This is a genomic window from Bradyrhizobium sp. BR 10289, assembly GCF_019455385.1.
Taxonomy (GTDB): domain Bacteria; phylum Pseudomonadota; class Alphaproteobacteria; order Rhizobiales; family Xanthobacteraceae; genus Bradyrhizobium.
Genome location: NZ_JACOFR010000001.1, coordinates 626,373 through 641,209, shown reverse-complemented (window position 1 = coordinate 641,209; position 14,837 = coordinate 626,373). Strand labels below are relative to the sequence as shown.

The 14,837-nt window shown below is 66.0% G+C and carries 13 protein-coding genes; 8 read left to right on the top strand and 5 right to left on the bottom strand.

Annotated features, from left to right (window positions below):
* Window positions 1-3: 3 nt before the first annotated feature.
* Window positions 4-1,236, top strand: a complete 1,233-nt coding sequence (locus HYH08_RS03295) for an NAD(P)/FAD-dependent oxidoreductase (RefSeq protein ID WP_220008293.1) — start codon at window positions 4-6, stop codon at window positions 1,234-1,236.
* Here HYH08_RS03295 and HYH08_RS03290 read toward each other — a convergent pair.
* Together HYH08_RS03290 and HYH08_RS03285 are read right to left on the bottom strand one after the other, a co-directional pair.
* Window positions 1,233-3,290: a tetratricopeptide repeat protein gene (locus HYH08_RS03290; RefSeq protein ID WP_220008355.1), complete on the bottom strand. Its 2,058-nt coding sequence runs from the start codon at window positions 3,288-3,290 to the stop codon at window positions 1,233-1,235. The two genes, HYH08_RS03295 and HYH08_RS03290, sit on opposite strands and share 4 nt — an antisense overlap.
* An 86-nt stretch (window positions 3,291-3,376) precedes the next feature.
* Window positions 3,377-4,210, bottom strand: coding sequence for a helix-turn-helix transcriptional regulator (locus tag HYH08_RS03285; RefSeq protein WP_220008292.1), 834 nt, complete (start codon window positions 4,208-4,210; stop codon window positions 3,377-3,379).
* Between the two features lie 93 nt (window positions 4,211-4,303).
* On the opposite strand from HYH08_RS03285, the gene HYH08_RS03280 reads away from it, so the two are divergent.
* Window positions 4,304-5,188: an SDR family oxidoreductase gene (locus tag HYH08_RS03280; RefSeq protein ID WP_220008291.1), complete on the top strand. Its 885-nt coding sequence runs from the start codon at window positions 4,304-4,306 to the stop codon at window positions 5,186-5,188.
* A 144-nt stretch (window positions 5,189-5,332) separates the two neighbouring features.
* Here HYH08_RS03280 and HYH08_RS03275 read toward each other — a convergent pair whose 3' ends face one another.
* The 3 genes from HYH08_RS03275 to HYH08_RS03265 form a co-directional block, all read right to left on the bottom strand.
* The gene (locus HYH08_RS03275; protein ID WP_220008290.1) at window positions 5,333-6,667 is read right to left on the bottom strand and encodes a dicarboxylate/amino acid:cation symporter; all 1,335 of its coding nucleotides are present in this window, start codon (window positions 6,665-6,667) and stop codon (window positions 5,333-5,335) included.
* An 84-nt stretch (window positions 6,668-6,751) separates the two neighbouring features.
* The gene (locus HYH08_RS03270; protein WP_220008354.1) at window positions 6,752-7,309 is read right to left on the bottom strand and encodes a biotin transporter BioY; all 558 of its coding nucleotides are present in this window, start codon (window positions 7,307-7,309) and stop codon (window positions 6,752-6,754) included.
* Between the two features lie 87 nt (window positions 7,310-7,396).
* Window positions 7,397-8,584, bottom strand: a complete 1,188-nt coding sequence (locus HYH08_RS03265) for a pyridoxal phosphate-dependent aminotransferase (protein WP_220008289.1) — start codon at window positions 8,582-8,584, stop codon at window positions 7,397-7,399.
* A gap of 201 nt (window positions 8,585-8,785) precedes the next feature.
* Here HYH08_RS03265 and HYH08_RS03260 point away from each other — a divergent pair, with 201 nt between their 5' ends.
* The 6 genes from HYH08_RS03260 to accC all read left to right on the top strand — a co-directional run bounded on the left by HYH08_RS03260 (window position 8,786) and on the right by accC (window position 14,755).
* Window positions 8,786-10,186, top strand: a complete 1,401-nt coding sequence (locus HYH08_RS03260) for a M48 family metalloprotease (RefSeq protein WP_220008288.1) — start codon at window positions 8,786-8,788, stop codon at window positions 10,184-10,186.
* A 92-nt stretch (window positions 10,187-10,278) separates the two neighbouring features.
* Window positions 10,279-11,046 carry a DsbA family protein gene (locus HYH08_RS03255; protein ID WP_220008287.1) on the top strand — a complete coding sequence of 256 codons (768 nt, stop codon included), beginning with the start codon at window positions 10,279-10,281 and terminating at the stop codon, window positions 11,044-11,046.
* 208 nt (window positions 11,047-11,254) lie between these two features.
* On the top strand, window positions 11,255-12,112 hold the full coding sequence (locus HYH08_RS03250) for a DUF1236 domain-containing protein (RefSeq protein ID WP_220008286.1): 858 nt from the start codon (window positions 11,255-11,257) through the stop codon (window positions 12,110-12,112).
* Window positions 12,113-12,340: 228 nt separating this feature from the next.
* Complete coding sequence (gene aroQ, locus HYH08_RS03245) at window positions 12,341-12,808, top strand: type II 3-dehydroquinate dehydratase (RefSeq protein ID WP_220008285.1); 468 nt, start codon at window positions 12,341-12,343, stop codon at window positions 12,806-12,808.
* A 37-nt stretch (window positions 12,809-12,845) separates the two neighbouring features.
* A complete protein-coding gene (gene accB / locus HYH08_RS03240) occupies window positions 12,846-13,337 on the top strand; it encodes an acetyl-CoA carboxylase biotin carboxyl carrier protein (protein ID WP_220008284.1) in 492 nt (163 codons plus the stop codon).
* 59 nt (window positions 13,338-13,396) lie between these two features.
* Window positions 13,397-14,755, top strand: a complete 1,359-nt coding sequence (accC, locus tag HYH08_RS03235) for an acetyl-CoA carboxylase biotin carboxylase subunit (RefSeq protein ID WP_220008283.1) — start codon at window positions 13,397-13,399, stop codon at window positions 14,753-14,755.
* The last annotated feature ends 82 nt before the right edge of the window (window positions 14,756-14,837 follow it).

Sequence of the window (14,837 nt, the reverse complement as noted above, 5' to 3'; positions counted from 1 at the left end):
CCGATGCAAAGCGCAATCATTCTCGGCGGCGGCATGGTCGGTGTCGGTGCGGCGCTGCATCTGCAGCGGCGCGGCTGGGCCGTCACGCTGGTCGATCGCAGGGAGCCCGGCCGCGAGACCAGCTACGGCAATGCGGGCATGATCCAGGCCGAGGCGGTGCGCCCCTATCCGATGCCGCGTGACCTCGCCTCGCTCCTGAAGATCGCGACCGGTCGCACCAACGACGTGCGCTACAGCTTCTCCTCGCTCCATCGCCATATTGAGCCGCTGCTGCGCTACTGGTGGCATTCGGCGCCGAAGCGGCATCGTGAGGCGATCGTCGGCTGGGCGCGCCTGATCGCCTATGCGACGCCCGAGCACGACATCCTCATTCGCGAAGCCCATGCCGACAATCTGATCCGCCGCGCCGGCTACCGGGCGCTCTATCGGGACGCCGCTGCGCTGGATCAGTCGATCAAGGCCGCGGAGGAAGACAAGCACGAGTTCGGCGTGAATTATCGCGTGCTGTCGGGCAGCGAGCTGACGAAAGCCGAGCCGATCCTGCGCGACGATCTCCCCGGCGCGATCCATTGGCTCGACACCTGGACCGTGTCCGATCCCGGCGCGCTCGTGACTGCCTATGCCGAGCTGTTCCAGCGCCTCGGTGGCACGATCGTGCTCGGCGATGCGCAGTCGCTGCAGCAGACCGCAACCGGCTGGTCGGTCGACACCGACCAGGGCCGCATCGACGCCGCCAACGCCGTCGTCACGCTGGGGCCGTGGTCGCCGGATCTGCTCTACAAGTTCGGCTATCGCATCCCACTGGTGCGCAAGCGCGGCTATCACATGCATTACAGCGGCGGCGCTTCGCTCGATCTGCCGTTGGTCGACAAAGGCAACGGCTACGCCATGGGCCCGATGGCCAAGGGCATCCGCATCACCACCGGCGCCGAGCTGACCGGGCCGGACGCGCTCGCAACACCGATCCAGCTCGCCAGCGCCGAAGCCTCCGCCCGCGAACTGATCGATCTCGGCAAGCGCGCCGAGCCCGACCCGTGGTTCGGCACCCGACCTTGCACGCCCGACATGCTGCCCGTGCTCGGCCGCGCCCCGCGCCATCCCGGCCTCTGGATGAATTTTGGCCACGGCCATCAGGGCTTCACGCTGGGACCCGCAACGGGGCGCCTGCTCGCGGAGATCATGAACGGCGAGACGCCGTCGATCGACCCGGCGCCGTATCGGCCGGAGCGGTTTTAACTCTCCGCCTTCGCGGCGAGCACCGCGAGCGCGGCGGAGATCCGCATCAGCGGATCGTCCCATTCACGCGGGGCGCGTTGCCGGAACAGGCGCATGGTCGGGTACCACGGGCTGTCCTCGCGATCGCGCAGCCAGCGCCAGTCGAGCGCATAAGGCGTCAGCATCCACACCGGGCGCCCCAGTGCGCCGGCAAGATGCGCAACCGACGTGTCGACGGCGATGACGAGATCGAGCGCCGCGACCGCTGCAGCCGTGTCGGCGAAATCGCCGAGCGCGGGTGCCAGATCGATGATGTCCGTCCCGAGCGCCGCCAGCACCTCGCCATCCCCGGGCCGCGGCTCCTTTTGCAGGGAATAGAGCTGCACACCCGGCATCACAAGGCGCGGCAGTACCGCCTCAGCCGATAGCGAGCGCTGGCGGTCGCCCTTGTGCCTGGCGTTGCCAGCCCAGACCACGCCGACCTTCAGCGCGGTCACGTCCGCAAGCGCCGCACGCCAGCGGGCCAGCTTTGCCGGATCGGGATGCAGGTAAGGAATATCGGCCGGAATGGTGTCGAGCGTGGTGCCGAACACGCGCGGCAGGCTCATCAGCGGCAGTTGCAGATCGAACGCCGGCAGTGTCTCGCCGCGCGGGATCACGGTGACGTCAGGCAGCTGCCGCAGCAGCCCGGCGAGCGCGGGCTGCACCTGCAAGATGGTCTTGCCGCCCATGGCCGTCACCATTGGCACATAGCGCACGAAATGCAGGGCATCGCCGAGCCCGTATTCGGCAAACAGCAGCACGGTGCGTCCCTGAAGCGGCTCGCCCCGCCATTCCGGCTCGGTGAAGGTGGGATCGCCGTCCGACAGCGTCCTGCATTTGCGCCGCCAGCGATAGGCCTCGAAGCCGCCGGCGAGATCGCCGTTCATCAGCAGGAAATGGGCGTGGTTGTATTGCGCCAGCGGCTGCTCCGGATCGAGCGCGATGGCGCGATGCGAGACCGCGAGCGCCTCGTCGATCTCCCCGGCATTACGCAGAGCGACCGCCAGATTGGCGTGGCCCTTGGCATAATCAGGGTCGGCCACCACCGCACAGCGATGCGCGGCAACCGCCTCATCGATGCGCTCCTGCTTCTCGAAGATGATGCCGAGATTGGTCCAAGCCGGGGCGTGATCAGGCTTCAGCAGCAGCGCGTGCTCGCAGGCCGAGATTGCCTCGTCGAGCTCGCCGAGCTCGGAGAGACAGGCGCCGAGATTGCTGGCGATCACATGATCCGAGGCATCCAGCGCAAAGCACCGCCGGTAGATCGCGGCGGCTTCCAGCAATTGACCGGCCTCATGCAGGACGAGACCGAGCAGGCGCAGCGCCGTCGCATTATCAGGCGCGAGCGCGATCGCGCGACGGTACTGGACGATGGCTCCTTCGAGCAAGCCTTGCCGATAGAGCACGGCGCCGAGATTGCAGAGCAGCCCGGGATCATCGGGATCCTCGACCAGCCCGCGCCGATAGGCGGTCTCCGCCTCGCAGAGCCTTTTCTGGTCGACCAGGACATTGCCGAGGTTGAGCCAGACGCCGCGATAGTTCGGCTCGCGCGCAATCACCGCGCGGTAGGCCTCCTCGGCTTCAGTGAGCCGCCCCTGCCCGGCGAGCGCGACGGCGAGGTTGAAGCAGGCCCGCGTCAGATGCGCATCGAACGCCAGCGCGCGCCGATAGGCGGCCTCGGCCTCGTCGAAGCGCGAGAGTTCACCGAGCGCGACGCCGAGCTTGTTGTGCAGGCCGGCATCGTCCGGCCGCCGCACCAGCGCGCGCCGGAACGCGGCCACCGCCCCCTCCTGCTCGCCCTTCACGGCGAGCGCATCGCCGAGCGTCACGAGCGCCGGCGCGTGGTCGGCATCGATCTCGAAGATCCGGCCGAGCAGCGCGGCGCCCTCGCTCGCGCGTTCGGTGACGAAAGCGGCTACCGCAGCCAGATGCAGCGCCGGCACGTGATCGGGGTCGACCTTCAACACCTCCGCGCAGAGCGCATCCGCCTCGTTCGGCCGCCCCGCCGCAAAGTGCTCCGCGGCCTGCCACATGGTCGGATTCACAGCCTCATTGCCCACGATGCCCCATCCCTTCGACGTCCGAGATGGGGGTTAAACGTGCGAGGTCGCGGAATCCGTCAGTCGGCGTGCTCGGCAAGCGCGGCCTTGATGCGCTGGGCATCCTCTCGCGTCGCCGGGTTATAGACCACCATGCCGAGATCGGGACGACCGTCGACGGCGAAGGCCGAATATTCGAACGCGATCGGCCCGAGCACGGGGTGGCGCAGATGCTTGACGCCCTCGCCATAGCTGCGGACGTCGTTGTCAGCCCACAGCTTCGCAAAGTCGGGACTGATACGGCAGAGTTCGTCGACGAATTCGGTGACATGCGAGACCGCACCGGCACGCACCACGTCCGCCCGGAACGCCGCGACGACGAAGCGGGCGACGCTGGTCCAATCATATTGCGCGGCCCGCACGTGCGGCTCGCAGAAGATCAGGCGCAGGATGTTGCGCCGTTCCGGCAGAAGCTTTGAGTAGTCGGTCAGCACCATCGTGGCCGCACGATTCCAGGCCACGACGTCCCAGGTCACGGTCCTGATGATGGCGGGGCTGGTCTCCAGTGCATCGAGCACGCGCTGCAGCCGCGGCGAGACGCCCTCGCTGGCCTGGTAGCGAACCTCGGGAGGGCGGCCGAGCCCGATCAGGAATAGATGCTCGCGCTCGACGTCGGTCAGCATCAAGGCGCGGGCGATCCGGTCGAGCACGTCGGCGGAGGGCGCCCCGCCCCGGCCCTGCTCCAGCCACGTGTACCAGGTCGGGCTGATATTGGCCCGCTGTGCCACTTCCTCGCGGCGCAGCCCCGGCGTGCGCCGGCGGCTGCCGCCGAAGCCGAACGCGGCGGCATCGAGCCGGGTGCGCCGGTCCTTCAAATAGATCCCGAGCAGGTTATCGGCGGCCGTCTGACTCATGCTGTTAGCTATTATACCCTGATAATTTCACTACTTTACCCGGATAACCCTAGCGCAGATGGTCGTCTCCACCAACCCCTCTGGAGAATGCTCATGCGTGTTTTCGTCACCGGTGCCACCGGCTTTGTCGGCTCAGCCGTGGTTCGAGAGCTCATCGCCGCCGGCCATCGCGTCACCGGCCTTGCCCGCTCTGATGCGGGCGCCGCGACGCTCGCGGCACTTGGCGCCGAGATCCATCGCGGATCACTGGAAGATCATGCGTCCCTGCGCAGCGGCGCGGCCGCCTCCGACGGCGTGCTGCATCTCGGCTTCAACCACGACTTCTCGAAATTTCTGGACAATTGCGAGCTCGACCGCCGCGCCATCCTCGCACTCGGCGAAGAGCTCAAGGGCAGCGAGCGTCCGCTGATCGTCACGTCGGGCGTCGCCCTGCTCGCGCCTGGCCGCCTCGCGACCGAGGACGATGTGGCGTCGCATCACTTTCCGCGCGTGTCGGAATCGACCGCGCTGTCGCTCGCAGGCGTCCGTGCCGCTGCGGTTCGGCTTCCGCCGTCGACGCACGGCGAAGGCGATCACGGCTTCGTCCCGATCCTGATCAACATCGCGCGCGAGAAAGGCGTTGCCGCCTACATCGGCGACGGCATGAACCGTTGGCCGGCCGCGCACCGTCATGATGCCGCGCGCGTCTATCGTCTCGCGCTGGAGCAAGGCGCAACCATGAAGCACTATCACGCGATCGCGGAGGAAGGCGTGCCGTTCAAGACGATCGCGGAGTTGATCGGCAAGAGGCTCGGCGTACCCGTGGTCTCGAAATCCCCGGACGAGGCCGAGGCGCATTTCGGCTGGTTCGCGCGATTTGCCGGCATCGACGTTCCGACCTCGAGCGCGAAGACTCGCGCGGCCCTCGGCTGGGAGCCCAAAGAAAAAGGGCTGATCGAGGATCTCGACCAGCCCTATTATTTTTCCCCGTCACCCTGAGGTGCTCGCCTTTTCGGCGAGCCTCGAAGGGCGACGGCCCGGCTTTCACCACCTGGCTGCATCCCGGCCGTGCATCCTTCGAGGCTCCTGATGGGGCGCCGAGCGCCCCATCACTCGCACCTCAGGATGACGGAACTGATATGATCAGTCCGTCGTCAGCGCCGTTTCCATGTCGGTCGGATCGATCTGCTGATTGAGCCGCTGGGTGAGCTTGTCGCGATCGAGCTCGCCCTCCCACCAGGCGACGATCACGCAGGCGACGCCGTTGCCGCACAGATTGGTCAGCGCGCGGCACTCGCTCATGAACTTGTCGATGCCGAGCACGATCGCCATGCCCGGCACGAGCCGCGGATCGACCACGGCCAGCGTCGCCGCCAGCGTGATGAAGCCCGCGCCGGTGATGCCGGAGGCGCCCTTCGAGGTCAGCATCGCCACAACCAGGATGGTCAGCTGCTGGCCAAAGGTGAGATCGAAGCCGAGCGCCTGCGCGATGAACAGCGTCGCCAGCGTCATGTAGATGTTTGTGCCGTCGAGGTTGAACGAATAGCCCGTGGGCACCACGAGGCCGACCACCGATTTGGAGCAGCCGAGACGCTCGAGCTTCTCCATCAGGGATGGCAGCGCGCTTTCCGACGACGAGGTGCCGAGCACGATCAGCAGCTCGTCCTTGATGTAGGCCAGGAACTTGAAGATCGAGAAGCCGGCAAGCCGCGCGATGATCCCGAGCACCACGAACACGAACAGCGCCGCGGTCAAATAGAACGTCGCAATCAGCCCCATCAAATTGAGGATCGCGCCGGTGCCGAACTTGCCGATGGTGAAGGCCATCGCACCGAACGCACCGACCGGCGCGGCGCGCATCACGATCGAGATCACGCCGAACACCGCATGCGCGGCGTCGTCGATGAAGCTTCGGATCACATGGCCGCGCTCGCCGAGGCCCATGATAGCGAAGCCGAACAGCACCGAGAACAGCAGCACCTGCAGGATCTCACCTTGCGCGAAGGCGCCGACCACGGTGTCGGGAATGATGTGCAGGATGAAATCGACCGACTTCTGGCCCTCGGCCTGCTTGGCATAATTGGCAACCGCCTGCGCGTTGGCAGCGGCGCTGCCGAAACCAGCACCGGGCCTGACGAGGTTGCCAACAAGAAGGCCGATCACCAGCGCAAAGGTCGAGACGACCTCGAAATAGACCAGCGCCTTGACCCCGATGCGGCCGACCTTCTTGGCGTCCTGGATATGGGCGATGCCGGAGACCACGGTGCAGAAGATGATCGGGGCGATCACCATCTTGATCAGCTTGATGAAGCCGTCGCCGAGCGCCTTGATCCAGTCATTGGTGGCAACCGACGGCCAGAGCCAGCCGACAATGGCGCCGAGCACGATCGCGATCAGCACCTGGACATAGAGAACCTTGTACCACGGCTTGGCTGCGACCGGCGCTGCCGGCGCACCCGTCATCGTTGTCGTCGTCATCGTTTCACTCCCCCTCACACGCGAGAGCCAGCCAAGATCAACTTGGCCGGCCCTGTCAATTGGAACTGCTCGGAATGGCGCGCCTTACCCGCGGCGATCGACGATCCGGCGAGCTGCCGGCATCAGCGCCGCGCCCAGCGCGTTCTTGACCAGCGAGGCGGCGATGAACGGCGCAACGCCGACCAGCCAGGCCTTGTCCGCGCCAAGGCCGATGCCATAGGCCAGCCAGGCGAAACCGGCGATGAAAATGACGACGTGGCCGACCGCCATTGCCACGAACAGCAGCGCCACATTGCGATCCCAGCCACGCTCGGCAAGCCAGCCGGTGATGCAGGCAGCCAGCACGAAGCCATAGAGATAGCCGGCGGTCGGGCCGACCAACGGTGCGATTCCACCGACCGGGCCGGCAAACACCGGCAAGCCAAGTGCGCCCTCGGCGAGGTAGGCGATCATGGTTGCGCTGCCAAGGCGCCAGCCATAGGCCGCACCGATCATCAGCACGACCAGCGTCTGCAGCGTCATGGGCACGTAGGGCAGCGGCAGGTTCACCTTGGCCGACAGCGTCATCAGCGCGGTGCCGAGCGTTACCAGCACGACGGCGCGCAAGGCGCCGACCGCTTCACCCGGACGGGTCGGCCACATCAGGGCGGCGAGAGGAGAATGCGAGGCGGCGCTGGGGGCGTAACGGTCAGACAAGTTGCACTCCGGAATTCTGTCGAAAACTGGCGGCTATTTAAGCCACTGCGCAATCCGGTCAACTGCCTCCCGCATCTCGTCAGCCGAGCGTGCATAGGACAATCGTATGAACGAGCGGCCATGGATCGGGTCGAAATCGACCCCCGGTGTTGCCGCGACATGGGCCTGTTCGAGCATCTGCTTGGCGAACACGAAACTGTCGGAAGTGAAGTCCGAGACGTCGGCATAGAGATAGAAGGCGCCGTCGGCCGGCAGAAACTTGGCAAGGCCAGCTTTCGGCAATCCCTCGATCAGGATGCGCCGGTTTTCCTGATAGCCGTGCTTGATCTCCTCCATCTCGGCCGCGCCGTCGAAGGCGGCTTCGGCCGCAATCTGCGACAGCGACGGCACCGAGATCGACAGGTTCTGCTGCAGCCGCTCGATCGGCCGCACCAGAATATCAGGCACCACCATCCAGCCGACGCGCCAGCCCGTCATGCAGAAATATTTCGAGAACGAGTTGATCACGAGTGCGTGCTTCGACAGCGCTGCCGCCGTCACCGCCGGAAAGGCGTAGTCAAGCCCGTGATAGATCTCGTCGGAGATGAAACGGATGCCGGCATCTTCCGCAGCCGCGATCAGGCCGGCGAGCGCCTCGCGGGACATCATCGTCCCGGTCGGATTGGCGGGACTGCCGACCAGCACGCCCTTCAACGGCGCCTTGCGATGCGCCGCCAGCAGCGCTTCGCCGGTCAACGCGTGGCGTGTGTCGTTGGTGGTCTCGATCAGTACCGGCTCGCAGCCGAGCGCGGTGAGGATATGACGGTACGGCGGATAGCCCGGCACCGTCACGGCGACGCGGTCGCCCGGCTCGAACATTGAGAGAAACGCCAGGATGAAGCCGCCGGACGAGCCCGTCGTCACCACGATCCGGTCGGGGCTGACGTCACAGCCATAAGCGTCCCGATAATGCCGCGCGATGCGCGCGCGCAGCGAGGGGATGCCGAGCGCCGAGGTGTAGTCGATCCGCCCTGCGTCCAGCGCCGCATGCGCGGCTGCAATCGCGGTCTTCGGGGCGCCGGTGGCGGGCTGGCCGACCTCCATGTGGATGACATGGCCGCCCGCCGCCTCGATTCGGGCCGCTGCGGCCATCACGTCCATCACCATGAACGGGGGAACATCGCTGCGGCGGGAGGGCTCGAGCCACTGGCCCAACCGGTTCCTCAATGTCGCGTCGTGCATCGATTTCTGCTATTTCGCTGGCGAACCGGGCCGTCCGGTCCGGAAAACAGGGCGCTTGCGCCCCAGACTGGCCGCATTGTACGGCTCATAAGGGCTACGGCTTACAAGGGCATATCGCGTATCCGGTCCGCCGCCAATCGCCAAAACCTATGACGAAACTTCCAAGCCTGTTCACCAGGCCTGTTTGACCAAGACCATTTGATGTCGCTCCAGATCGCATTGCGCAAGAAGGCCTCCGCCCTCACCGCCCTTGTCACGGCCGTGGCGATCGCGCTGCTGCCGGTCCCGGCCGCCCATGCGCAGGCCAAGGGTCCGCCGGTCCTGCGCGACACCGAGACCGAGCAGCTCTTGCGCGAATACACCCGCCCGATCCTGCGCGTCGCCGGTCTGGAGAAGCAGAACATCCAGATGGTGATCGTCAACGAGGCCTCGTTCAACGCCTTCGTCGCGGACGGCCGCCGCATCTTCGTCAATTACGGCGCGATCCTGCAGTCGGAAACGCCGAACCAGATCATCGGCGTGCTCGCGCACGAAACCGGGCATCTGGCCGGCGGCCATCTGTCCAAGCTGCGCGAGCAACTCGCGAACGCCCAGACCCAGATGATCATCGCGATGCTGCTCGGCGCCGGCGCGATCGCCGCCGGCAGCACCCGCGGCAGCAGCGCCGGCAACAACGGGCTCGCCAACGCCGGCGCAGCCGCGATCGCAGGTCCCCAGGAGATGATCCGCCGCTCGCTGCTGTCCTATCAGCGCCAGCAGGAGGAGAACGCCGACCGCGCCGGCGTGAAATTCCTCACCGCGACCCAGCAGTCGCCGAAGGGCATGTACGAGACCTTCAAGCGCTTCACCAGCGAGAGCCTGTTCGCTTCACGCGGCGCCGATCCTTACCTCCAGTCGCACCCGATGCCCGCCGAGCGCGTCGCCTCGCTTCAGGAGTTCGCCAGCGCCAGCCCCTACTGGGACAAGAAGGACGATCCCGCGCTCCAGCTCCGCCACGACATGGTGCGCGCCAAGATCTCAGCCTTCATGGAGCGTCCCGAGACGGTGTACCGCCGCTATCCGCTGACCAATGACAGCCTGCCGGCGCGCTATGCCCGCGCCATCAGCACCTATCTGCACGGCGATCTGCGCAGTGCACTCGCCCAGATCGACGCGCTGATCGCCGTCCAGCCCAACAACCCGTACTTCTACGAGGTGCGCGGTCAGGCGCTCCTCGAAGGCGGCAAGCCCGCCGAGGCCATCGCGCCCCTGCGCAAGGCGGTTCAGCTTTCCAACAACGCGCCCCTCATCGAGATGTTACTTGGGCAGGCTCTGGTTGGATCGGATAATAAGGCCTACACGGAAGACGCCGTTCGGATTCTCCGGGCCGCGGTGGCGCGCGAACCGGAGGCTGCGCTCGGCTACATGCAGCTCGCGATGGCCTATGGCCGGAAGGGCGACTATGCCGAGGCGGATCTCGCATCGGCCCAGGCCGCGTCCTTGCGCGGCGACAACAAGACCGCCCGCGAGCTTGCCACGCGCGCGAAAACCCGCTTCGCCGTCGGCACGCCCGGATGGGTCAAGGCCGACGACATCGTGGCCTCAAAGCCGCAGCGTAACTAGCTAGAACGACAGCCAACCACGACGTCACGACGCCGAACTTGAAGTCCGCCGGGACGTTTTCCGAAACCTGCTTTGGATAAGAGGATTTGCCTATGCCTTCGCTGCGCCTGCTTGCTCCCGCGCTGTTCGCGCTCGCCATGTTCGGCGCAGCCGTTCCGGCGTCGGCCGACAGCTTCTCCGATGCCCAGCGCACCGACATCGAGGCGATCATCAAGAACTACCTCGTCACCCACCCCGAGGTGCTCGAGGATGCCATGGCCGAGCTCAGCAAGCGCCAGGCCGCGGCCGAGACGCAGAAGCACGAAGCCAGCATCGCGCAGAACTCGGATGCGATCTTCAACTCGCCGCGCCAGGTCGTGCTCGGCAACAAGGACGGCGACGTCACCTTCGTCGAGTTCTTCGACTACAATTGCGGCTACTGCAAGCGCGCAATGGGCGACATGCTCGACCTCATGAAGTCCGATCCGAAGCTGAAGGTCGTGCTGAAGGAGTTTCCGGTGCTGAGCCAGGGCTCGGTGGAAGCGGCGCAAGTCGCGGTCGCCGTGCGCATGCAGGATCCCACCGGCAAGAAATATCTCGACTTCCACCAGAAGCTGCTCGGCGGCCGCGGCGCCGCCGACAAGGCGCGCGCGATGCAGGCGGCCAAGGAAGCCGGCCTCGACACCGCGAAGATCGAGAAGGACATCCAGAGTCCCGAGGTGCGCGCCACCATCGAGGAGAACTTCAAGCTCGCGGAAGCCATGGGCATGAACGGCACGCCGAGCTACGTGATCGGCAAGCAGATCGTGATCGGCGCCGTCGGCCTCGAAGGCCTCAAGGAAAAGATCGGCGTCGCCCGCTGCGGCAAGGCGACTTGCTGAACAGACGTTTCACGACACCACCAATGCGATGAGGCCGGCTGAAAAGCCGGCCTTTTTCGTTGGCGCGATATCGGCGCAAATCAGGCGCGCGCGTTCATCTCGCGTTTAAAAAACTAATGCCGCGGAACAGGCGAAGTTCCGGAACAACTCAAATCTCCTTTCGTTGTCGGCGCGGGCAATGATGCAATGATCACGTGAGGAGAATTCAATGTCTAACCGCTTTATGATTTCGGTTGCCGCACTCGCGCTCGTCGCGGGCACCGGTCTGGCGAACGCACAGGGTAATATGAGCCGCGACAGCGGTGGCGGCGCCGGCGGCGCGCAGATGCAGCATTCGCAGCCCTCGGGCGGCGCCGCCGAGCGCGGTGCGATGGGCAAGGAGTCCTCGGGCGCCGAGAAGGGCACCGTCGGCCAGGCCGGTGGCTCCAGCATGAAGTCCGGCACCGCCGCCGAGGAGAAGTCCTCCGGCGCGATGAAGGATGAGCATTCGGGCCGCGGCGAGATGAACAAGAACGCGGCCGACGACAAGGCCGGCGCGACCAAGGGCCAGCGCACCGACGAACGTGCGCAGGGTCAGCAGCAGGACAAGTCCAAGAGCATGAGCCAGGACACGACCAAGTCCGGCGCCAAGGATGCGAAGGACCAGAAGGCCGAGGGCAGCAAGACCGGCACCTCGACCAATAACGCCGACAGCCGTACCGGCGCGAGCACGAACCAGAACGCTCAGGGTCAGACCGGCACCAGCACCAACCAGAACGCGCAGGGCCAGAGCACGACCTCGACCACGGTTGGCCAGGCCGGCGCGGGCGCCAAGCTCTCGACCGAACAGCGGACGCAGATCACGTCCGTGATCCGCGAGGAGCGCGTCGCCCCCGTGACCAACGTGAACTTCTCGATCTCGGTCGGCACCCGTATTCCGCGCGAGGGCATCGAGCTGCACGCCCTGCCGTCCCGCGTCGTGACGATCTATCCGGAGTGGCGGACCTACCGCTACGTCCTGGTCAAGGACGAGATCGTGATCATCAATCCGGACACCTACGAGATCGTGGCCATCCTGAACACCTAAGGCCGGATCACGGCAACCTCCGGGGGCGGGCAGCAATGCCCGCCCCTTTGCCTTATCGCCGCCAGCCATTGTTCGGGCTGGTTAACAAGCAATTTCCGTAACTTCCGCACAGGTTTTTGCACCCAGGGTGAGGTCCTTGAAGCGCCCCGGGAGGCCCTTCAAGGCTTCCCCTAGGGCGCTTTGTTACCTATAACCCCGCCACGCCGAAGCACCTCTTCCGGGATTGGAATGGCTGAACCTGCAACCGACACGATCCTCGTCCTCAACGGGCCGAACCTCAACATGTTGGGGACACGCGAGCCCGAGAAGTACGGCCATGCGACCCTGGCCGACGTCGAGGCGCTGTGCCGTGAGACCGCGGCGAGCTTCGGTCTCAAGGCCGATTGCCGCCAGTCCAACCGCGAGGGCGAGCTGATCGACTTCATCCACGAGGCGCATGGGCGCAAGATGAAGGGCATCATCATCAATGCCGGCGGCTATTCGCACACCTCGATCGCGCTGCACGACGCGCTGCTCGCGGTGCAGATCCCGGCGGTCGAGGTCCACGTGACCAACATCCACGCCCGCGAGAGCTTCCGTCACCACTCCTACACCGCGCGCGCCGCCTTCGCCTCGCTCGCCGGTTTCGGCATCGAGGGCTACCGCCTCGCCATCCAGGGCCTTGCCGCCAAGCTCGGCATCAAGCCCGAAGCCTGACGCCCCCTCTTCACCCAGAACATTCGGATCAAACAACATGGCGCGCCAGCCAGACGACAAAGCAGCCGCAAAGTTTTCCAGCGAGGATTCCGCGCTCGTCCGCGAGCTCGCCCTTCTGCTCGACGAGACCAGCCTCACCGAGATCGAGATCGAACGTGCCGGCCTGCGGCTGCGCGTCGCCCGCAACATCAGCGTCGCCGCGACCATGCCGGTGCCGATGGCCGCCGCTCCCGTCGCCCCGCCGGCAACGGCAAGCGCCGCCGCCGCACCTGCCGCTGCCGATTTGTCGAAGCATCCGGGCGCCGTGACCTCGCCGATGGTCGGCACCGCCTATTGGGCGCCGGAGCCGGGCGCCAAGCCGTTCATCGAAGTCGGAGCCAAGGTCTCGGTCGGCCAGACGCTGCTGATCATCGAAGCCATGAAGACCATGAACCAGATCCCCTCGCCGCGCGCAGGCACGGTCACGCAGATCCTGGTCGAGGACGGCCAGCCGGTCGAGTTCGGCGAGCCGCTCGTCATCATCGAGTAATTGATGGGGGCGGCCAACCGCCCTCGCCGCGCCCCGCGCGCCAGTCCCTTAAGGACACCATGTTCGACAAGATCCTCATAGCCAATCGCGGCGAGATCGCCCTTCGCATCCTGCGCGCCTGCAAGGAGCTCGGGATCGCGACCGTCGCCGTGCATTCCACCGCCGACGCCGACGCCATGCATGTGCGCCTGTCGGACGAGAGCGTCTGCATCGGGCCGCCGCCGTCCAAGGACAGCTATCTCAACGTGCCCGCGCTGCTCGCGGCCTGCGAGATCACGGGCGCCGACGCGGTGCATCCCGGCTACGGCTTCCTGTCGGAGAACGCGCGCTTTGCGGAAATCCTCGCCGAGCACAATCTGCATTTCATCGGCCCCAAGGCGGAGCACATCCGCCTGATGGGCGACAAGATCGAGGCCAAGAAGACCGCCAAGCGGCTCGGCATCCCCGTGGTGCCCGGCTCCGATGGCGCGGTCGGCCCCGATGACGACGCGATGGCGATCGCCAGGAAGATCGGCTTTCCGGTGCTGGTGAAGGCCGCGGCCGGCGGCGGTGGCCGCGGCATGAAGGTCGCACAGAGCGAGGCTGACCTCCAGGTCGCGCTGTCGACGGCCGCCAACGAGGCCAAATCGGCCTTCGGCGACGCCTCGGTCTATCTCGAAAAATATCTGCAGAAGCCACGCCACATCGAGATCCAGATCCTCGGCGACGGCCGCGGCGGTGCGATCCATCTCGGCGAGCGCGACTGCTCGCTGCAGCGCCGTCACCAGAAGGTCTGGGAAGAAGGCCCCTCGCCCGTGCTCGCCGCAGCCGCGCGCGCAAAAATCGGCGAGACCTGTGCAAAGGCGATGCGCGAGATGAAATATCTCGGCGTCGGCACTATCGAGTTCCTGTTCGAGGACGGCGAGTTCTACTTCATCGAGATGAACACCCGCATCCAGGTCGAGCATCCCGTCACCGAGAGCATCACCGACATCGACCTCGTGCTGGAGCAGATCCGCATCGCCGCCGGCGGCGAATTGCCGGCCAAGCAGAGCGAGGTGCAGATCATCGGCCACGCCATCGAGTGCCGCATCAACGCGGAGAATCCGCAGACCTTCCGGCCCTCGCCCGGCCGCATCACGCAATACCACCCGCCCGGCGGGCTCGGCGTGCGGATCGATTCGGCGGTCTATCAGGGCTACCAGATCCCGCCTTATTACGACTCGCTGGTCGGCAAGCTGATCGTGCACGGCAAGACCCGCACCGAATGCCTGATGCGCCTGCGCCGCGCGCTGGACGAGATGGTGGTCGACGGCATCGAAACCACCCTGCCGCTGTTCCGCGACCTCGTCCGCCAGGACGACATCATCAACGGCGACTATCACATCCACTGGCTGGAACAGTACCTCGCCGGCAAGACGGAACCGGCCGCGAAATAATCGTCTCCCCTCATGGAACCTCTTGGCCCCAATCGCGTTCTGGACGGTTGGGGCAAGTTCCAAGGGGCCGTATTGAACTCCG